General features: G+C 63.8%; 16 protein-coding genes and 1 pseudogene. 8 read left to right on the top strand and 9 right to left on the bottom strand.

Features of this window, described 5'->3' with window-relative positions:
* Positions 1-140 precede the first annotated feature (140 nt).
* Positions 141-1,058: a LysR substrate-binding domain-containing protein gene (locus IRZ12_RS06075; RefSeq protein WP_296465693.1), complete on the top strand. Its 918-nt coding sequence runs from the start codon at positions 141-143 to the stop codon at positions 1,056-1,058.
* Between the two features lie 21 nt (positions 1,059-1,079).
* Here IRZ12_RS06075 and IRZ12_RS06070 read toward each other — a convergent pair whose 3' ends face one another.
* The 5 genes from IRZ12_RS06070 to IRZ12_RS06050 all read right to left on the bottom strand — a co-directional run bounded on the left by IRZ12_RS06070 (position 1,080) and on the right by IRZ12_RS06050 (position 6,189).
* Positions 1,080-2,231 (bottom strand): CoA transferase, encoded by a 1,152-nt coding sequence (locus tag IRZ12_RS06070; protein ID WP_296465690.1) that lies wholly within the window; start codon positions 2,229-2,231, stop codon positions 1,080-1,082.
* Positions 2,232-2,279: 48 nt separating this feature from the next.
* On the bottom strand, positions 2,280-3,248 hold the full coding sequence (locus IRZ12_RS06065) for a tripartite tricarboxylate transporter substrate binding protein (protein WP_296465687.1): 969 nt from the start codon (positions 3,246-3,248) through the stop codon (positions 2,280-2,282).
* 54 nt (positions 3,249-3,302) lie between these two features.
* On the bottom strand, positions 3,303-4,121 hold the full coding sequence (locus IRZ12_RS06060; protein ID WP_296465684.1) for a citryl-CoA lyase: 819 nt from the start codon (positions 4,119-4,121) through the stop codon (positions 3,303-3,305).
* A 215-nt stretch (positions 4,122-4,336) separates the two neighbouring features.
* A complete protein-coding gene (locus IRZ12_RS06055) occupies positions 4,337-5,323 on the bottom strand; it encodes a tripartite tricarboxylate transporter substrate binding protein (protein WP_296465681.1) in 987 nt (328 codons plus the stop codon).
* Positions 5,324-5,349: 26 nt separating this feature from the next.
* On the bottom strand, positions 5,350-6,189 hold the full coding sequence (locus IRZ12_RS06050; RefSeq protein WP_296465678.1) for an alpha/beta hydrolase: 840 nt from the start codon (positions 6,187-6,189) through the stop codon (positions 5,350-5,352).
* On the opposite strand from IRZ12_RS06050, the gene IRZ12_RS06045 reads away from it, so the two are divergent.
* From IRZ12_RS06045 to pcaD, 3 genes are all read left to right on the top strand, one after another.
* Positions 6,188-7,099: a LysR family transcriptional regulator gene (locus tag IRZ12_RS06045; RefSeq protein ID WP_296465674.1), complete on the top strand. Its 912-nt coding sequence runs from the start codon at positions 6,188-6,190 to the stop codon at positions 7,097-7,099. The two genes, IRZ12_RS06050 and IRZ12_RS06045, sit on opposite strands and share 2 nt — an antisense overlap.
* Before the next feature lie 121 nt (positions 7,100-7,220).
* Positions 7,221-8,594 (top strand): 3-carboxy-cis,cis-muconate cycloisomerase, encoded by a 1,374-nt coding sequence (pcaB, locus tag IRZ12_RS06040; protein ID WP_296465671.1) that lies wholly within the window; start codon positions 7,221-7,223, stop codon positions 8,592-8,594.
* Between the two features lie 2 nt (positions 8,595-8,596).
* Positions 8,597-9,766 (top strand): 3-oxoadipate enol-lactonase, encoded by a 1,170-nt coding sequence (gene pcaD / locus IRZ12_RS06035; protein WP_296465668.1) that lies wholly within the window; start codon positions 8,597-8,599, stop codon positions 9,764-9,766.
* 97 nt (positions 9,767-9,863) lie between these two features.
* Here the strand turns inward: pcaD and IRZ12_RS06030 are convergent, their stop codons facing one another.
* The 3 genes from IRZ12_RS06030 to IRZ12_RS06020 form a co-directional block, all read right to left on the bottom strand.
* The gene (locus IRZ12_RS06030; RefSeq protein ID WP_296465665.1) at positions 9,864-11,714 is read right to left on the bottom strand and encodes a PhoX family phosphatase; all 1,851 of its coding nucleotides are present in this window, start codon (positions 11,712-11,714) and stop codon (positions 9,864-9,866) included.
* 162 nt (positions 11,715-11,876) lie between these two features.
* A complete protein-coding gene (locus tag IRZ12_RS06025; protein ID WP_296465662.1) occupies positions 11,877-12,650 on the bottom strand; it encodes a citryl-CoA lyase in 774 nt (257 codons plus the stop codon).
* Between the two features lie 54 nt (positions 12,651-12,704).
* Entirely contained in the window at positions 12,705-14,294 is a 1,590-nt protein-coding gene (locus IRZ12_RS06020) for a class I adenylate-forming enzyme family protein (protein WP_296465659.1), read from the bottom strand.
* Positions 14,295-14,442: 148 nt separating this feature from the next.
* Here IRZ12_RS06020 and IRZ12_RS06015 point away from each other — a divergent pair, with 148 nt between their 5' ends.
* The 4 genes and pseudogenes from IRZ12_RS06015 to IRZ12_RS06000 all read left to right on the top strand — a co-directional run bounded on the left by IRZ12_RS06015 (position 14,443) and on the right by IRZ12_RS06000 (position 19,027).
* Positions 14,443-15,417 (top strand): tripartite tricarboxylate transporter substrate binding protein, encoded by a 975-nt coding sequence (locus IRZ12_RS06015; protein WP_296465657.1) that lies wholly within the window; start codon positions 14,443-14,445, stop codon positions 15,415-15,417.
* A 72-nt stretch (positions 15,418-15,489) separates the two neighbouring features.
* Positions 15,490-16,182: a GntR family transcriptional regulator gene (locus IRZ12_RS06010; protein ID WP_296465654.1), complete on the top strand. Its 693-nt coding sequence runs from the start codon at positions 15,490-15,492 to the stop codon at positions 16,180-16,182.
* Positions 16,183-16,641: 459 nt separating this feature from the next.
* Positions 16,642-17,919 (top strand): annotated as a pseudogene (locus IRZ12_RS06005) (malic enzyme-like NAD(P)-binding protein); the annotation flags it as partial.
* A 145-nt stretch (positions 17,920-18,064) separates the two neighbouring features.
* Positions 18,065-19,027, top strand: coding sequence for a D-2-hydroxyacid dehydrogenase (locus IRZ12_RS06000; protein WP_296465651.1), 963 nt, complete (start codon positions 18,065-18,067; stop codon positions 19,025-19,027).
* Positions 19,028-19,061: 34 nt separating this feature from the next.
* Here the strand turns inward: IRZ12_RS06000 and queC are convergent, their stop codons facing one another.
* Positions 19,062-19,772 (bottom strand): 7-cyano-7-deazaguanine synthase QueC, encoded by a 711-nt coding sequence (queC, locus tag IRZ12_RS05995; RefSeq protein WP_296465650.1) that lies wholly within the window; start codon positions 19,770-19,772, stop codon positions 19,062-19,064.
* Between the last annotated feature and the right edge of the window lie 396 nt (positions 19,773-20,168).

Below are 20,168 nucleotides of genomic sequence, written 5' to 3'. Positions count from 1 at the left end.
CATCCATACTCACCTCTCTCCTGATAGTTATCGTCAGCGGCCCCATCGTCGGCGGGCCTGCTTAAGCAAGCGGCGCCGCGATCGGCGTCCTGCCGTGATAATCTGGCCCACTTCTATGGGAAGGACAGCCGTCGCACGCCATGGAACTTCGCCATTTACGATATTTTTCCGCCCTTGCGGAATGCCTCAACTTCACGCGGGCGGCAGAACGCGTCCACGTCACCCAGTCCACGCTTTCCCACCAGATACGGCAGCTGGAAGAAGAGCTCGGCCACGTGCTGTTCGAACGCATCGGCAGGAAGGTCATGCTCACCGAGGCCGGCGAAACCTTCTTGGGATACGCGTCGCGCGCCTTGCGCGAAGTCGACCAGGGGCTGGGCGAGCTGCGCCAGTCGTCGGGCGCCCTGAAGGGAGAAGTCCGCATCGGGGCGACGCTCACCTTCAACATGAATTTCCTGCCCGAATGCCTGGCGCGATTCATGGGCAGGCACCCCGGCGTGAAGATCGTGGTCGAGGAGCTATCCGCGCAAGACATCGCCAACGCCCTCATCGCGGACCAGCTGGACCTCGGCGTGGGGTACCAGCCCACCGACCCGGAAGCGCTTTGGTTCGAGCCCTTGCACAACGAAGAGATGGTCCTGGTGGTTTCCGCCTCCCATCCGTATGCCAAGCGGCGCCGGCTCAGGATGGTGGAATTGCACAAACAGCCGTTGGTACTGCTGTCCTCGCAATACACGACGCGCCGGCTACTGGACGAATACTTCGCAAGCTGCGGCGCCGAGCCTCTCGTCGTGGTGGAAATGAACGCAGTCATGCCCATGATCGGCCTGGTTGCCAAGACGCAGCTGGCCACTATCATCTCTGAACACGCGGTGCCTGAACGCAGCGACATCTGCGTACTCCCGCTCGAGAGCCCCAATCCCATGCGCACGCCGGGATTACTGTGGAAACGCGGCGCCACGCCGCGCCCGACGGCCAAAGCGCTCGCGACCGAGATCCGGCGCATGGCGCTCAAACGCAGCCTGCGTAAGTTTGCCGCGGCATCGGGCAAGACGTAGCGCGTGCCGCGCCGGGCCCGCTCAGCGCCTCGCAGCCAAGCGTTCACGCACCGCCCCCAACACGGCATCGTTGTGCTCGCCAAGCGTAGGCGGGGCGGTCACCTCCACAGGACGTTGCCCGTCGTAGGAAACCGGCGAACGTACTGTCCTCCAGCGCCCCACGGTAGGATGCTCAGTCTCGACTTCGAGCTGCAGGTGTTTCACCTGGGGATCTTCCAACACTTCGCTGGTGTCGTACATCGGCGCATGCGGCACGTCCTGCGCTTCGAGCCGCGCGCACCAATAGGCGCGCGGGTGGGCGGCAAATGCCTCGCCAAGGATCTCGATGAGTTCATCTTGGTTGCGGATGCGCCCCTCCCGCGTGGAAAAACGCGGGTCTTCCAGCAACCCAGGGCGCTCGATCGCCTGCACGAGGCCGCGCCAGAATTTCTCGGGCGAAGACATGTGCAAGGCGATCCATTTGCCGTCCTGGCACGCCAGCACATACGACTGCGAGACGCTCGGCCGGCTATAGGGCCCCATGATTTCGCCTTCGGAGAAATAGTGCGTAAATGCGTCCAGGTTGAAGTGGCACATCGCCTCCAGCATGGAAACGTCCACCCGCCTGCCCACGCCGGTGCGCTGGCGTTCGATCAGCGCGCCCAAGATGCCGTATGCCGCATAAAAGCCGGTCAGCGCATCGGCCATCGCCGGGCCGACCACGCGCGGGTTGGCAGGATTGACGAGCAAGCGTAGAAAGCCGCTCGCGGCCTGCGCCACGGTATCGTAAGCGGGGCGGCGCGCAGCCGGCCCGTCCTGCCCGAAGCCGCTGATGGCGCAATAAATGAGCCGAGGGTTGATTTCGCGCAGCCGATCCGAGCCCGTACCCAGCCTCTCGGCCGCCCCCGGCCGGAAATTCTGGATGTAGACGTCGGCCTCGCGGACCAGCTCGTCGAACACTGCCGCATCTGCCGCCACCTTGGTATCGAGCGTCACGCTCTTTTTATTGCGGTTATAGGTCTGGAAATGCGGGCTATAGAGACCTCCCCGGAATGCCCGGAACGGATCGCCCGTCTGCGGCTGTTCGATCTTGATCACCTCGGCGCCAAGATCAGCCAGCAGCATGCCGGCCGCCGGCCCGGTAATGAACGTCCCGTGTTCCAGAACCTTGATTCCCTCGAGTACCTTGGGCATAGATGCTTCCATTGAATGCGTGTTCGCTGCACCCGGCAAGCGGGCAGTTCAATCAACGTGAATATTGCGCGTCTTGGCGATGCGGCCGTAGATTTCCGCGTCCCGCTGCACCATGGCCGCCATCTCGGCGCGGCTCACGCCCAGCGGCTCCGAATTCAGCTCCCGTATGCGCCGCTGCAGGTCAGGATTCTTGCTGGCCTCCAGCAAGGCGGCATGCAACCGCTCAAGCACGGCCGGGGGCGTTGCGGCGGGGGCCCAGAAGCCATGCCATGACATCATCGCGAGATTCGGCACGACTTCCGCGAACGTCGGCGTATCGGGCAGCGCAGGATGGCGCTGCGGGCCCGAGTAGGCGAGCGCCTTGACCTTGCCGGAGGCAATCAGCGGGTGGGCGCTTGCCATGGGCTCAAGCACCACGTCGACTTGCCCGCCCATCAGGTCGGGGATGGGAGAAGTCCGATACGGGACGTGCAACATATCGGTCTTGGTTTCGTCCTTGAGCCATTCCATCACCAAGTGAGAGGGACTTCCCGCTCCGTATGACGCGTGTGAAATCGAACCCGGCTTGGCTTTCGCCTGTTCCAGCAGCGCCTTGAGAGAGCTTGCAGGAAACTGCGGCCCCGCGATGAGCACCAGCCCCTGGCTCATTGAGGTCGAGAGCGGAACCAGGTCTTTTTCCGGCTGGAACGGCAGCTTGCCGTAGATGAACGGGTTGATCGTGAACGCCGTCGAAACGTTGTACAGGATCGTGTACCCATCGGCCGGCGCCTGGGCCACCGCTGCGCCGGCGAGGTTGCCCGCAGAGCCCGGCTTATTCTCGACGACGAACGGAACGCCCAGCGTCTTGGTCGCATATTCCCCATACATGCGCGCAAATACGTCCGGCGGCGTTCCTGCCGCGAACCCGACGATCACGCGTATGGGCTTGGTGGGCCACTCGGGGGAAGCCGCCGACGCTGCCGTCGCGGCGAATAAAGCCAAACCGAAGCATGCAGCCAGCCATTTCGTGGTTTTCATTCCTTGTCTCCAGCTCTCGTTCTTTTGGACGCCGCCGGCTAGCAGCGGCAGATGTCAGGGGTAGGAGGAAGTACCGCCCGCCCACCCGGGAGGAACCTCGCCTTCGTACACCACTTCGCGCGAGGCCTGATAAGAAAGCGCAAATCCAATGGAGTGCTCGACCTCCTCGGTCAGGTGGGCAATCAAGCCCGCCGTTCTCGCAAGGATGGGCACGCCCTTCAACGCCGCCACCGGATAGCCCACGTCCAGCAGCACGGCCGGAATCGCGGCCGACACATTCAGCTTGAGGTCCTTCCCGACAACAGCGGGTATGACGCGCTCGACCGCCTCCGCAATGGCAACGAAGCGGCCCCTGCGGCCATGGCGCGCCGCCACGTCGAACAAAGCGTCGACGCGGGGATCCCGCGCCTTGTGCAGGGGGTGCCCATAGCCCGGGATCGCGCGGCCGGCGGCCCGGTAGGCGCGCACCACGGATTCGGCCGCCGCGGCGATCTCGCCTTGCGGCCCCGCCTCGCGGTCGATTTCGCTAAACATCCGGCCAGCATTCTCTGCGGCGCCGAGAATGACGGAGCCGCAGCCCAGGATGCCGGCCGCCACCGCGCCTTGCATCGCCTCCGGTGCTGCCGCCAGCGTCATGCGGCTGGCCTGGACACTAGGGACGAGGCCGTGTTCAGCAATCGCCACCAAGGTGGCATCGAGCACCGCCGCGGCCGCCGCATCGGGGCGCCGGCCGGTAACCAGGAGGTGGAAATAATCGGTGAAGGAGAGCTTGCCGATGAGGTCGGCACAGAGATCGCTTCCGCGAACCACGATGGTGTGTTCGTCCGAAGTGGAAATACGCGTCCGGGGCTGGGTTTCCTTACCGATTTTCATGCTGTCGTCCTACGGTTGCCGTTGGCGAGATCTTAGGCAACCGAGGGCGAAGACAGAAATGATGATGTTCAATGCATACCATCGTTGGTATCGATGGGTGCCGAGGGCGGACGCATAAAAAAATGGCGTCGATCGATGCCGTTCCACGTCGACCGCCGCCACTCAGTTAGTTTTTTGTGCACTGCCAAAGGCGTTAAGCCGCAATGCAAGCTCGATCAATTAGGTTGAATCTTGGCCAAGCGAATCCAATCTCGCCAACGTACGATATCTGCCGCGATAAACGCCTTCATCTCCCTAGCTGGCAGGAACCCCGCCTGCAAGCCTTTGGCTTCCAACGCCTTTCTGACTTCATGATCTTCCATTGCCTTGCCCATCAACGCGCTCACCGTTTCCACGATTGCAGGCGGCGTTCCCGCTGGAGCTGTCAAACCAAGCCAGCCTTGCATTTCATAGCCTGGAATCGTTTCAGCGATCGCCGGAACCGCGGGCAGTTGCGGCAACCGGCGCGGAGTGGTCACCCCTATCGGCTTGAGCCGATCGTTCTGCAAGGCGGGAGCTGCCGACAGCGCATCCAAGAACGCAAAATCGAACTGTTTTCCGATCAAATCGGTAATGATTTGCGTGACGTTCTTGTACGCCGCCCCTTCGTAGGTCACGCCCGCGGCGGTCTTTAGCATTTCTGCCGGGACCTGCGACGACGAACTATAGTAGCCGAAGCTCATGCGTCCGGGATTCGCCTTTGCGTAGGCAACTAGATCCTTAACCGAATCGAACGAGCTTTCCTTGGGCACCATCAACACGGAGCCAAATGTTCCGAACCGACCTACTGGCACGAAATCCTTGACCGGGTCATAGCGCAAATCCTTATAAAGACTCAGATTCGCAGCGTGCGTCGAATTAGTTGACAGTAAGAAGGTGTACCCGTCCGGCTTAGCCTCCTTGGCAGCCATGGTGCCGATCACCCCGCCTGCCCCCGGACGGTCCTCCACCACGACCGTGGCCTGGGGATAAGTCTTGGTGATAAAGCTCGCGAAGGCCCTCGCCGTGAAGTCCGCCGCGCCGCCGGCTGCAGAAGGCACAATGATGGTGACGGGGCGGCTCGGCCAATCGGAGGCCTGCCCCTGGACCACATTCGCCCAGACTGCGGGGCAGAGCAACAAGCCCGCTGCCACGAGTCGCCTAACGTTGTTGCCGATGTTCATGCTTGTCTCCTTATGCTTGGGGCCCCTTAAGGACTCTGGGTTGCACGCAAATGCCGCGCAAGAAACGCGTTCAACGCATCGTTATAGGCATCGACGCAGTCCACCATCGGAGTATGGCCACCCGGCAGCAATACGAGCTCTGCGCCTGGAATGAGAGCCACCAGCCGACGAGCGTCGACCACACCGCGTCGACGATCGAACTCCCCATGTGCAACCAGCGCGGGGCAGCGAATAGACGGAAGATCGGCGCTCAAATCGATTCGCCGCAAACCCTCGATCGCCTCCAGCAGCGCGTCGGGAGATTGCGCATCCAGGTATTGTTCGAGCTCTCGCATCAGAGCAGGCGGCGGTGCACGGAAGAAGCAAGCTTGCAAGAACGCGCGCCGTACTTCCCGCGTCCAACGACTTCGAATCCGCTCGGGCAACGAAGTATCGCCATGATCCCGCGTGTGCGGTCCCGTGTTGGAGACGACCACCGCCTGCACGACGGCAGGTGCCAGCAAAGCGGTCAACAGCACGATGACGCCGCCCAGCGAATGTCCCAATAGCACCGTCGGCGCGGCGCGCCGGGACAAATCCTCGGCCAAGCGGCCCGCAACGGCCTCCGGCGTATACGGCCCCGGCCCTTGCATCCAATCCACCTCAAGCAGCAGACAGCCGTTGACGCTGACCCCGTCGTAGATCCTGGGACTACATCCGCCTCCGGCCAACGCAATCGCCAACGGACGCGCATCCCGGACGACCGCTGAAGCAAGAAAATGCATTCTCCAGGGTTCTGCATGAATCATGTTTGGGATGATACGCATGCTTTGTCCATCGAAAAATTGAATAATATTGATCGAACAATAACCACAATGAATCGACATGCTGGCGGATATTCCAATCGCACAATTGCGCGTCTTCCTCCACGTTGTAGATACGAAGAGTTACCGCATCGCCGCTGAAAAAGTCCGGCGCAGCCAGCCGGCCGTTTCCAAAACCATTCAGCTGCTGGAGGAGAAACTTGGCGCACCACTTTTCGAGGCCGACCGCCGCACGACCCTTACGGGTTTCGGCAAAGTGTGCGAACCCTTGGCGCGGGAGCTCGTCAAGCACCACGATCGCATCGTTGAGACCCTACTCTCGCAATCTCGACAACGCGCTGGAACGCTCACGCTGGCATCCATAGGCAGTTTCGCGACCAACTGGCTGCCAGCTGTAATCAAAGATTTCATGGCGCGACATGCCGGCGCAGCCGTGCGACTCATCGATGACAACTCCGAAAACATCCACCGCATGGTCTTGTCCGGTGAAGTCGATTTCGGACTATCCAGCGAGATTTCCATCACGCCAGAACTCGACTTCATTCCTCTCATTGAAGATGCCTTCGGCCTGGTTTGCCATGCTGGCCACCCCCTGGCGAGGCATCGCCGCCTTGAATGGGCTGCTCTGGCGGACGTTCCGCTGCTTGGCACCACTGCCCATCGAGAGTTGGAAGGCACACCCGAAGCGAAATGGCTAGAACGCTGCTTTTTCCATGTATCGAACATGATGACGCTCACCGCCATGCTGTCGAATCGGATTGGCGTCACTATCCTGCCGCGACTGGCAGTACCGGCTTTCGCCAAAGACCTACGCTTTATTCCGCTAGTACGACCGAGCCGGCACAGGCGGATCGGGATCGTCAAGGTCAAGGCCACGTCTCTGCCACCCCTAGCACAAGCCATGGAGCGGGATCTCATGGCCTATGCGGCATCGCATGGCAACGCGCGAGCACGCTTACGGCAACGCCAATGAAGATGCGCGCGCTCGGCCATTTCCCGAGCGGCTAGCCGAGGAAACAGCACACCCGTCATGCTATCGTCATGCCCATTCCCGCCGACCGCGCGGGAGGCCTCTCGATACGGCAACCGACATCATGGACGCTCTCAACGCATTCTTCTCGACGCCGGCAATTCGCGCACTCTGGACCGATCAAGCCGTGATCGCCGCGATGATCCGCTTCGAATCGGAACTGGCCGCCGCCCAGCGCGACTGCGGCGTCATCCCGGCCGACGCGGCCGCTGCAATCATCGATGCCTGCTCGACGTTCACCATCGAGCCCGCCAAGCTGGCCGCCGACGCCCGCGTGGCCGGCACGCTGGCCATCCCGCTGGTCAAGGCACTCAAGGGCGCCGTCGCAAAGAAGGATGACCGGGCAGCGGCTTACGTGCACTATGGCTCGACCAGCCAAGACATTGCCGATACGGCGCTGGTTTGGCTCGCGCGGCAATCGCTCGACCTCTTGCTGGCGGATCTCGTCAAGCTCGGGGATGCGCTCGCCGCACAGGTCGAAGCGCATCGCCGCACGCCACTGCTGGGTCGCACCCTGGTCCAGCCGGCGGCACCCGTCACGTTCGGCTGGAAGCTCGCCGGCTGGCTCGATGCGGCCGGGCGATGCGCAGTCGCCCTCAAACGCGCCGGCGACGAAGCCTGCGCGCTGCAGTTCGGCGGGGCCAACGGCACGCTGGCCACGCATTACGGGGAAGGGCAACGCGTGGCCCGGGCGCTGGCCGAGCGCCTGCAACTGGAAGTTCCCGCCATTTCCTGGCAAGGAGGCCGGGACCGCCTGGCCCGCCTGGGCAGCGAGCTCGGCATCTTGTGCGGCGCGCTGGGCAAGATCGGACGCGACGTATCGCTGCTCATGCAAGCAGAGGTCGCCGAAGCCTTCGAACCCAGCGGGGAAGGGCGGGGCGGCTCATCGGCCATGCCGCACAAGCGCAATCCCGTCTCCAGCATGTATTTGCTTGATGCGTCCTACCGCGCGCCTTCGCTGGCCGGCATTCTTGCAGGCGAGCTGGCCTCAGAACACGAGCGGGGCCTGGGCACCTGGCCCAATGCGCTTCCCGTGCTCGCCGAGCTGTTCAGCCTCGCGGCCAGTAGCATTGCCGCCGCACGGGACATCGCAGAAGGCCTGCGCGTGGATGCGGACGCGATGCAGGCCAATATCGACCGCCTGTACGGCGTCGTCTATTCCGAAGGCATTTCGCTGAAACTGTCGGCCCTGCTCGGGCCGGCCCAGGCCCAGCGCATCGTCGGCCAAGTGTGCGAACAGGCGATCGCCCAGCGCACGCCGGTGGCCGAACTGCTCAAGCGCCTGCCGGAAGTGACGGCCGTCTTGAGCGAGGAAGACATCGACACCCTGGCCGGCCCCGCGCCCCAGGTCGCTGCCTGCCAGCCCATGTGCAGCGCCGTGCTGTATCAATGGCAAGAACAAAAAGCACAACTGAACTCGCAAACTCAGGAGGACTGAACATGCCACACGTTCTGAGCGGCGACGCCCGCATCTACTGGCGCAGCGACGGAGATCCGAGCCTTCCGCCGCTGGTGCTCGGCAACTCCATCGGCACCGACTTTTCAGTGTGGGACGACGTACTGCCCCGCTTGATGCGGCACTTCCGCGTCATCCGATTCGACGCGCGGGGCCACGGCGCCTCCGACGCCCCGGCGGGCGACTACACGCTCGAGCAGCTCGGCAATGACCTCGATGCGGTGGCCACTGCCGCGGGCTGCGATACCTTCGACTACGCTGGCGTTTCGCTGGGCGGCATGGTGGGCATGTGGTACGGCATCAACAAGCCACAGCGCCTGAAGCACCTGGTGCTCTGCAATACGTCGGCGCAAATGGATCCCAAGGCCTGGCAGACCCGCATCGACACCGTGCGCGCCAACGGCATGGAAAGCATCGTCGACATGGCGATGGGCCGCTTCTTCACGCCCGAATACGTAGAACGCAATAGCATCGCCTATCAACGCGTACGCAACACGTTCCTGCAGACTTCGCCGACCGGGTATACGGGATGCTGCGCCGCCATCCGCGACATGCAAATCGCCGACGACCTGCAGCGGATCAATGTCCCCACGCTGGTCGTAACCGGCGAACGCGACATTTCCACGCCGCCGGCCGCAGGCGAATTCATCGCCGGCAAGATCCCCGGCGCCATGGTCCGCATGCTGCCCGCCGCCCACATCGCTGCGAACGAAGTTCCGCTGCAGTTCTGCGACACCCTCATCGAGTTCCTGACCGAGCCCCCGGTCACGACCGAACAGGATCGGTACGAATACGGCATGGCGCGCCGCCGCCAGGTGCTGGGCGCAAGCTATGTCGATGCGCGCACCGCCTCGATTACGCCCTTCACGCGCCGGTTCCAGGCCTTCATCACCCGCTACGCGTGGGGAGAAGTCTGGACCTCGAGCCGCTTCGACGACACGACCCGCCGGATTGCCGTGCTGTCGATGATGCTGGCAATGGGCCGCTGGGAAGAATTCGAACTGCATGTCGGGGCGGCGCTGCGCGCCGGCATCGAACCCGCGCTGATCGAAGAAACCCTGGTCCAGGCTGCCATCTACTGCGGCGTGCCCGCTGCCAACACGGGCTTCCAGCTCGCCGCGAAAATCATCGAGAAGCACAAGCAGCAAGGTTGAGGAGCGGGCTCGCGGCGCCGCAAGATGTCGCGCCGCGATGCCTCCGAAACGCGCCGACTTCCGTTCGCAACGGAAGTCGGTTTTTTGTCGACCTCGCTCAGGCGCCCACGGGTTTGCCATCGAGCCTGCGCACGACTACCGTCGCAGACCGTGCGTCATTGCCCGCGACCGTGTTCCAGCCCTTGTTCGGATGCTGGATGTTGATGAAGAACGTCGCCAGGTCCGGGGTGTAGGCGATGCCCGTGATCTCGCACCCTTGCGGTCCCACCAGGAATCGCTTGGATTCGCCAGTTTCCTGATCGATGTAGTACATCGCGTTGTTGCCGAACACGCTGACGTAGGGCCCGTCGACCGCGGTATTGCCCATGTCGGTCTGTACCCACAGGCGGCCCTTGGGATCCACGCGTATGCCGTCCGGGCTGGAAAACACGTCTCCCTTGATATTGCCCGTCACGTTTTCGGCGACACCATCCGCCTCGTCCTGGCCGCCCAGCAGCAACAGGCTCCATTCGAACGTCGTGGCGAGCGGCGAGTCATTGCGCTCTCTCCAGCGGATGATGTGGCCATGAAGGTTGTTGGCGCGCGGATTGGCAGCGCTGGGGCGCTGGCGGCCGCTGTTGTTGGTCAAGGTGCAATACACCGTCTTGTCCGCGCCCACGGTGATCCACTCGGGGCGATCCATGAGCGTGGCGCCCGCCACCCGCGCCGCGGCCGCGGTGTTGACCAGAACGTCGGCCTGCGTGTTGAAATCGATGATGGTACCGGTCACGACCTCGCCGGTCGGCCGCTGGGTGAAGTTGCCCGGATCGGTAGCGCCCGCCGTCAGGTTGTTCTTACCTACCGTCAGTTCGACCCAATTGCCGGTCCCATCGTCATTGAAGCGCGCAGCGTACAAGGTTCCCTCGTCCAGGAGGTCTTTGTTGTTGGCGCGATTGGCCGGATCGTACGGCTTGCTGGGCACGAATTTGTAAATGCAGCCGGGTGTCGAATCATCCCCCATGTAGAAGGCGACGCGGTGATCCTCGTCCACCATGTAGGCCGTATTCTCGTGGCTGAAGCGGCCCATGGCGGTACGCTTGACGGCTGTCGAATCGGGATCGTAAGGGTCGATCTCGACCACCCATCCATAGCCCTCGGCCGGCTGTGACGGATCCAGGTAGTTGTTGGTTGTTTCTTCGCAGGTCAGGTATGTGCCCCACGGCGTATCGCCGCTCGAGCAGTTGTTGAGCGTGCCGGTCACGGTCTCTCCCACCCGCGATTTGGCCGGCCCGCCTACCTTATAGACCGTGTTGCCGGTATAGCGCTTGTTGTAGCGGGAGTCCGTCTTGAGCGACCACTTTCCATCTTCGCCGCGCGCGATTTCGATCACCGATACGCCCACATTGGAGAGGCGGGTCTTGACCGCATAGGGGCCGCTCTCGTCCAGCGTCGCGGAATCCATGCTTTCGTGGTTCACCGCCAGCAGGCCGCCCCGGTTCGGGTCTACACCCTCGAGCGGGTAGTAGTGCATGCCATCGTGCTGTCCTCCGGCCTGGGTTTCCGTCGCTGGCCACGACTGCTTGATCCCGACATAGCCAGCAGACCCGATCACGCACTTGTCGCCCGCGGAGTACAACACCTCGGCCACGTAGCCTTCGGGCACGGTTACCGTGTCGGCGGTGATCTTGTCATCCAACGGCTTGAACGTGACCGAATAATCGGGCTCGACCGGACCGGCGCCGCCGTCACCCGGACCCGGTTCCGTCGCGGGATCATCCCCGTCGCTGCCACACGCGGCGAGCGAGGTTGCACCAAACACCGAGAGCACCGACAGGCCCAAGCTGTTTCTCAACCACGTACGGCGCGCCGGATTGGCAGCGACGATCTCTTCGAGCATTTGGCCGGGAACGGTGAGCTCCCCTTCGGCTTCGCGGTACGGGGCCCGCAACTTATCTGTCAGGTAGGACATTCAAACCTCTTTGCGTGGAGAACGATCGTCCGGCTGCCTGGCAGCCGATCCGAGCGCGAGGTTAAAAGTCCTTCGTGACACCCGCGTGACGAAACAAAAAAAGCGGACGATGCGCGCGTCCGCCTGCAAACTTAGCCGCGAGCACCGTCCTGGCGCGGCGGTTCAGCGCAAATGCGCCGTGGCCTGTTCCTCGACCATGGCCTTGATCTCGCGGGCCATGGGATCGCGCAACTCTTCCAGCACGTGGGCCACCAAGCCGATGGCGCGGGACATGACGCCGATGCCCCGCACCACGTTCCAGGGGACGCCCAGTTCGCTGGCCACTGCCGCGATGGCGCCCGTGGCGTTGACGGGCAAGTGCTTGCCCAACCGGGCTTGGGCAGCCTCGGCCACCGCCTGCATCAAAGCCATGTACGGGCCGTCGAAACCGTTTTCGCGGGCGATTTCGTATAGCCGCGGCGCGCGTGGATCCACCGGCTTGTGGATGTGGTGCCCGATGCCGGGCACGGTGCGCCGGCGAGCGGCATGCTCGTCGACGATGCGCGCCGCGAGCGCGGCGATGTCACCGGGCTGGGAAGGATCCGGCAGGGCCTCCTGCAACATGCGGGCGGCGTTCTCCATGCTGCCCACGAAGACGCTGCCCAGGCCGCTCAAGCCCGCTGCCACCGCCGCCTGCATGGCCTCCGGTGCCCCCGACAACGTCAAGCGCGTGACTATGGCGCTCGGGGTCATGCCGTGCTCGACCAGGATGACGGCCAGCGCATTGAACACGCGCGACTCGCGCTCGTTGGGCAGGCGGTCCATCATCTCCAGAAACGCCATGTCGCCGAGCGACACCTTGCCCATGATGTCCCGGCACAGGTCCAGGCCCTTGATGACGATCTTGTCTTCGGTGCTCCAACAGATGTCGGTTCTCAATTGCTTGCGCTTGGCCATGGGCCTGTCTCCTTCGATGGTTCGTTTACATTGTGCCCGATGCGGGCTGCCGTTTCAGGCTTGCATGTCCACCATGCGGGCCTTGACCTGCGGGTCCTCGCGCAGCACGTTCTTGGCGATCTTGTGGGTAGGCGTGTGGGGCAGCTCGTCCAGCAGCGCCACGTAGCGGGGCACCTTGATGGCGGCCAGCTTTGCGCGACACCATTCGGCAACTTCGCGCTCCGTCAGCGACGCCCCCTGGCGCGGCGCGACCACCATCAGGATCTCGTCTTCGCCCAACTCGGACGGGACGGCGAGTGCCGCCGCTTCGAACACGGCCGGATGCTCGTTGACCACCATTTCGAGTTCTGCCGCCGCAATGTTCTCTCCTCGGCGGCGGATGATGTCCTTCTTGCGCGAGATGTGGAAGAAGAACCCGTCCGCGTCGCGCCGCACGAGGTCGCCCGTCTTGAGCCACTCGCCCTCGAAAGCCTGGCGCGTCTGCTCGGGATCGCGGAAGTAACCCTGCATGACGATAGGCGTGGATACCCATAGTTCGCCCACTTCGTCCACGCCGACGTCCCGGCCCTCGTCGTCCACCACCCGGCAGCGCGCCCACGGGCGGGAAGGGTCGGGATGCGCACCGACCACGCCCATGCTGCCGGGCTTGTCTGGCCCATCGTAGGGGTTGCAGGTCACGCCCGGGATTTCGGTCATGCCGAAGCCGGAGAACAAATGACGCACGCCGAACTCGTCGCGGAACACTGGCGCGGATTTCTTGCGCACGCCATACACCACGCGCAGCTTGTGGTCGGGCCGGTATTCGCTGCGGTCGCGCGATGCGAGGATGGTACCGATGGCCTCGATGATGTTGACCACGGTCGCACCGTTGTCTGCCGCCACCTGCCAGAACGTCGAGGCCGAAAACCGCGGCACCAGAATCATGCTGGCGCCCGACGCGAGGACACCGCCGACCGAATAGAACAGCGCGTTCATGTGGAAGAACGGCAGGATGATCATCACCCGGTCTTCGGGTTGCAAATGCACGCGCGCCACGTTGGCCTCGCCGGCGGTCACGAGGTTGTACTGGCTGTGCATCACGCCTTTGGGAAATCCGGTGGTGCCCGACGTATAGATGATGACGCAGGTATCGGTCGAAGCCGGCAACGGGAGCGATGCCGCGGCATCGTGCTGCAGGGCCGCCTGCAGCGAATCCGGATCGTCCTGCGGCGCGTCCGTCACCATCAGCCACGGACGCGTCTCGAACTCATCGGCGATGGGACGGATCAGCCCGAGCAGGCGCGACTCGGCCATGATTCCCTGCACGTCGGCATGCCGCAGTGCATAAGTCATCTCGCGCGGCCCGAAGTCCGGATTCACTGGCACCATGATCGCGCCCAACCGCGCCAGCGCGAACAGCGCCAGCACGTGCGCCCTATCGTTGCGCCCCGCGATGGCCACCCGCATTCCGCGCGAAATGCCGCGCGCGGCCAACGCTCCAGTCAGCCGTTCGTATAGCTCGCCGAACTGCCGCCAAGTCCAGCGGACGTCGTCCTGTACCAGGAAAAGCTCATCCGCCCGGCTTGCACAGCGGCTTCGGAATGCGTCGTGCAAGGTCCCGTCATGCGGGCGATAGCTGTTGATCACGCCGAGAGGGCTCTTCATGGCAAAGCTGCTTCGCGAGTCGACCGAGCCGGCAGTTTACTTAGTGAATACCCACGTGCACAATTGTATTCACAACTATGAAACGCGATGATGAGTCGCGCCGCCTTCCGTTTATGTACGGGCGTTAGGCCCGCTCACAGGAGGAGACATGAAGTACGCCCTCGGCGCAGCCCTTTGCTTGGCCGCCTTCGCCCTGCCCACCCACGCGGCACCGGCCGACAACTATCCCGAGAAACCCGTTCGCATCGTCGTGCCGTTCGCGCCCGGCGGCGGGGGCGATTTCATCGCCCGCGCCTTCTCCGACAAACTCTCCCAGACCATCAAACAGCCTGTCATCATCGAAAACCGAGGCGGTGGCAATACGGTCACCGGCACCGAGGTCGTCTCCAAGGCCGAGCCTGACGGCTATACGCTGCTGATCGTCAGCCCGAGCTTCGCCACCAATCCGACGCTGCTACCCAAGCTGCCGTACAAGACCCCCGACGACTTTGCCCCGGTGGGGCTCGTCATTACCTACGCCATGGGCCTGGCCGCGAGATCCTCGCTCGAGGCGGACGACATCCCGCAGTTGCTCGAGCTTGCGCGGAAGAACCCGGGCAAGCTCACGATCGCTACCTCCGGGGAAGGCTCGGCCACGCACCTGGCCACCGAGCTGTTCAAGGCCGCAACCCAGATCAACATCGTGGACGTTCCCTATCGGGGTGCCGGCCCAGCCATGCTGGACGTCGCGGGTGGACAGGTCGACCTCGCCTTCACCGGGCTGTCGCAAATCAAGCCGCACCTGGACAGCAAGCGCGCCAAGCTATTGGCCACCTCGGGCCGCAACCGGCTGAAATCGGCGCCCGACGTCAAGACCATTGCCGAGCAGGGCATCAAAGACTTCGAAGCCGTGGTCTGGTGGGGAGTCTTCGCTCCGGCTGGCACGCCCAAGCCCATCATCGACAAGATCAACGCCGCACTGCGGACCAGCCTTGCCGATCCCGAGGTGGCAAAACGCCTGGAAGTCATCGACGGCGAGGTCCACGTGTCGACGCCGGAAGAATTCGATCGCTTCGTGAGGTCAGAGATCACACGCTGGGCGACCTTGCTCAAGCCTTCCAAGGCTTCGCAGGCTGGGCGCTGACCCGCGGCCGGGGGGCAAGGCGAGGCGCCCGCTTCGGTATGATCGCTGCTTTCATCCGCCTTGCCTCCGTCCATGGCCAAATCCAAGACGACGCCTGACGCATCGAGCGCGAAGCGTCTCGGACAGTCCGCACACTCGCGCAGCGAGCAAGCCTATCGATACGTACGCCAGGCCATACTCTCGGGCGAATTGGCCCCAGGCACCCGGTTGCGCGAAATCGAACTCGCAGGTCTGCTGGGCCTAAGCCGCACACCCGTGCGCGAAGCTTTGGGGCGCCTGGAGAGCGAGGGGCTTGTGGTAAATGAATCAGGCCGCGGCCTGGTCGTGACTGAGCTCGATCAAAGCATGATCAGTGAGCTTTACGTCATGCGCGAGGTACTCGAAGGCACGGCGGCGCGCCTGGCCGCCCGCCACGCGTCGGACGTGGAGATCTCCGCGCTGCGCGAAATCGCCGACCGCGATGCGCAATGGATCGACCAGCCCGAACTGCTGGCCGCCAACAACCGGTTCTTCCACGAAACCCTCTACCGCTGCGCCCACAACCGATATCTGCTCAAGACGCTGAACTCTTTACAGGAGTCCCTGTCGCTATTGGGCCCGACCACGCTGGCCGTACCGGGCCGTGCGCAAAGCAGTTCGCGCGAGCACCAGGAGATGGTAGCCGCGCTGGAGCAGCGCGACCCCGACCTAGCCGAACAGATCACGCGCGAGCACATTCGCGCGGCCTATAAGGCCAGGCTCACGCGCATGCTGCGAAGCGTTTGACACCGGCCGGCAAGCTTGCGTCGCCCATCCAAGTTGCCCCTGCGCAACTGTGGGCGCCAGCCGCCGATAAAAGGAAGACGCGCATCGATAGAGCATGACGTGGCGGGCCGCGTGCCGCGCGCGCCGCGTTGCGGAAACGCGCGCATCAAGACGGGAACGGGTTGTTGCGCAGCGTAAGCAGTGACCACATCGCCGCTTGATATGTATTCGTGCGGCATGTCGCTCGCACCGGTAAAGCGCGGCGGGCAAGAAATGCTGCATTGCATGATCTCCTCGCTGCGTGATGGCCCTGCTTGCCCGTCAGGCATGCGGCGGCCCGCGCATTCATTTCGCCTGCCCAGGCAGGCGCGATCAGCCAGGCGCCGCCGGCCCGGCCGCAATAAATCCTCAGTATTCTTCGTTGAAGCGGGCATACAATGTGATTTCACGTGCTGCTGATCGTTTCACATATCAAACAGAATGGATCCCTCACTTACCGAGAAGGCTCTCGCCTATCACCAGTTTCCCGTCGCCGGAAAAATCTCCGTCGTCCCCACCAAGCCGCTCGACAACCAACAGGACCTGTCGCTGGCCTATTCGCCCGGCGTCGCTGCCGCGTGTGAAGCGATTGCCAACGAACAGCAGGCCACGCGCTATTACACCTCGCGGTCCAACCTGGTCGCGGTGATTTCGAACGGCACCGCCGTGCTCGGCCTGGGCAACATCGGACCGTATGCCGCCAAGCCCGTGATGGAAGGCAAGGCTTGCCTGTTCCAGAAATTTGCCGGCATCAACGTGTTCGACATCGAACTCGCCGAGACCGATCCCGACAAGCTCGTCGATGCGATCGCAATGATGGAACCGACCTTCGGCGGCATCAACCTCGAGGACATCAAGGCGCCCGAATGCTTCTACATCGAGCGCAAGCTGGCCGAACGGATGTCCATCCCCGTCTTCCATGACGATCAGCACGGCACCGCGATCGTGGCTTCGGCCGGGATACTCAACGGCCTGAAGCTGGCCGAGAAATCGCTCGACCAGGTCAAGCTGGTGTGCTCGGGCGCCGGCGCCGCCGCCATTGCCTGCCTGGACTTGCTGGTCCGGCAAGGCCTGAAGAAGGAAAACATTCTTCTCGTCGACTCCAAGGGCGTCGTCTACGAAGGTCGCGATGCGTCGATGGAGTTCAACAAGGCGCGCTATGCCACCACCACCTCGGCCCGCACGCTGGCCGAGGCGGTCAAAGACGCCGACGTGTTCCTGGGATGCTCCGCGGGCGGGCTGCTCAAGCCCGAAATGGTTGCCTCCATGGCGCTGCGTCCGCTGATCCTCGCGCTGGCCAACCCCGAGCCGGAAATCCGTCCCGAGCTGGCCAAGGAAGCACGCTCCGACTGCCTGATCGCGACGGGCCGCTCCGACTACCCGAACCAAGTCAACAACGTTCTCTGCTTCCCGTTCTTGTTCCGCGGTGCGCTCGACGTCGATGCGATGCGCATCACCGACGAAATGAAACTGGCGTGCGTGAACGCCATTGCAGACATGGCACAGCAACCCATCCCGCCGGAAGTCGCCAAGGCCTATCCCAACCGCAAGCTGGAGTTCGGCCCGGATTACTTCATCCCCACGCCGTTCGATCCCCGCCTGATTGGCAACGTCGCTGCCGCCGTGGCGCTGGCCGCGATGGATTCGGGCGTCGCCCGCCGGCCCATCGCCGACATCGACGCATACCGCGAATCCTTAATAAACTCGTCGCTCGCACGCTGAAGCCGGCTGGAAGGGCCTGCCCCTTCCAGTTTCGCAGCGCACGCTAAACCTGTGTCGTCACCCGCCGCTGCGTCGCAGCGGATCCGGCGCATCGCCGGTCCGCTGGCGAGACGGGGGCGGGCTCACTTTGAGAGAGCGCTCCATGTCGTCCCCGCACACAATCGTCTTCCTCGATCGCGCCAGCCTGCAGGCCACCATTCGCCGCCCGGCGTTTCCGCATACCTGGGTCGATCATGAGATCACGCGACGCGAGGAAGTCGTCGATCGGCTACGCGACGCATCCATAGCGATCACGAACAAGGTGCCGCTGCGCCGCGACGTGCTGGACCAACTGCCCCAGTTGAAAATGATCGCCGTCGCCGCGACGGGGACGGACATCCTCGATCTCGCCGCGTGCCAAGAACGCGGCATCGTGGTCTCCAATATCCGCAATTACGCCACGGCCTCGCTGCCAGAACATACCTTCGCGCTCATCCTGGCCCTGCGCCGCAACCTGCGCGCCTATGCGGCCGACGTCGAAGCGGGAAGATGGCAGAAGTCACAGCAGTTTTGTTTTCTCGACCATCCCATTCGCGACCTGGCCGGCAGCCGACTCGGCATCGTGGGCTATGGCGCGCTGGGACGTTCCGTCGCAGCGCTGGGGCGCGCCTTCGGCATGGAAATCTGCGTGACCAGCCGCACGCCGGTGGACGAACCGGGCGTACAGAACCTGCCGCTGCCGGAACTGCTGCGCACGTCCGACGTCGTCACGCTGCATTTGCCGCTCACCCCGGCCACGCGTAACATGATCGACCGCGAACAGCTCGCCTCCATGAAGCGCACGGCGTTGCTCATCAATACCGCCCGCGGCGGCTTGGTGAACGAAGCCGCGCTCGCCGAGGCCCTGCGCGACGGCACGATCGCCGGAGCAGGTTTCGACGTGCTGGACGGCGAACCGCCGGCCGACACCAACCCCCTGCTGCACGTCAAACAGCCCAATTTCATCCTGACGCCGCACGTGGCCTGGGCCAGCCAGGAAGCCATGCAAACCCTGGCCGACCAGCTGGTGGACAACCTGGAAGCGTTCGTCGCAGGCCAGCCGCGGAACGTCGTATTGCCCAAGTAAGCCGTTCGGGCGGCCCTCGCGGCCGCCCGCGTTCTCACGCGCCGCCGGACGCCTGCCGCCAGCGGCCGTATCCTGCGGCACGCAGTTCGCAGGCCGGGCAAGTGCCGCAACCATACCCCCAGTCGAAACGCTTGCTGCGATCTCCCAGGTAGCAGGTATGGCTGTATTCGGCGACGACCTCCACCAACGCGTCGCCGCCCAGGTCGGATGCGAGCTGCCAAGTCTGGGCCTTGTCCAGCCACATCAAGGGCGTCTCGAACGTGAAGCGCTGCCCCATCCCGAGCGACACCGCCACCTGCAGGGCCTTGATCGTGTCGTCGCGGCAGTCCGGGTAGCCCGAGAAGTCCGTCTCGCACATGCCGCCCACCACCACGTCCAGCCCACGGCGATAGGCGAGCGCGGCGGCCATTGTCAGGAACACCAGGTTGCGCCCCGGGACGAAGGTATTGGGCAGTCCGGCATCCGTCAGCCGGATCTCGGTCTCGCGCGTGAGGGCGGTTTCGCTGATCTTGCCGAGCACCGACAAGTCAATGGTGTGGTCTTCGCCGAGCTTCTCGCTCCAGGCGGGAAAACGGCTGCGCAGCTCGCGCAGCACGTTCTGGCGGGCATCGAGCTCGACCCGGTGGCGCTGGCCGTAGTCGAAAGCCACGGTTTCCACGGCCGCGTAGCGATCGAGGGCCCAGGCCAGGCATGTCGTGGAATCCTGCCCGCCGGAGAACAGGACGAGTGCTTTGCGGGTGTCCATCAGCTGACGCCCTCCGCAAAGCCGGGCGCAGGAGCGGACGGCACCGTGCAGCAGGGCGCGCCGCCACTGCCGCCGCACAGGAATATGTCGAGAAAGAGAATGAAGCGTTTCATCAAGAAAACCTGCTGACTATGGCGCTGGCAAGCGCAGGGTAGCACGATATCCCCTGGGTCCTCCGATAGCCTCGCGACGGGCCTTCTGCCCGCAAGCCGTTCCCCAATGCGCCTGGCCTCGTTATATTGCATGGGCCCTGAAGCATGTTTTTTTCACTCCCATCGCGCGAGGCCGGCGTGCATCCTTTCGCCCCCTTCATCCGCTACTTCGTCGAAGTCGCGGGCCCCCGCGCCGGCCCCCGGGCGCCCGCCCCCCCACACCCCCCCCCGGGCGCCCGCCCCC

The organism is Pigmentiphaga sp. (genome assembly GCF_019689535.1).
GTDB lineage: Bacteria > Pseudomonadota > Gammaproteobacteria > Burkholderiales > Burkholderiaceae_B > Pigmentiphaga.
This window is presented reverse-complemented; position numbering and strand designations above follow the sequence as displayed.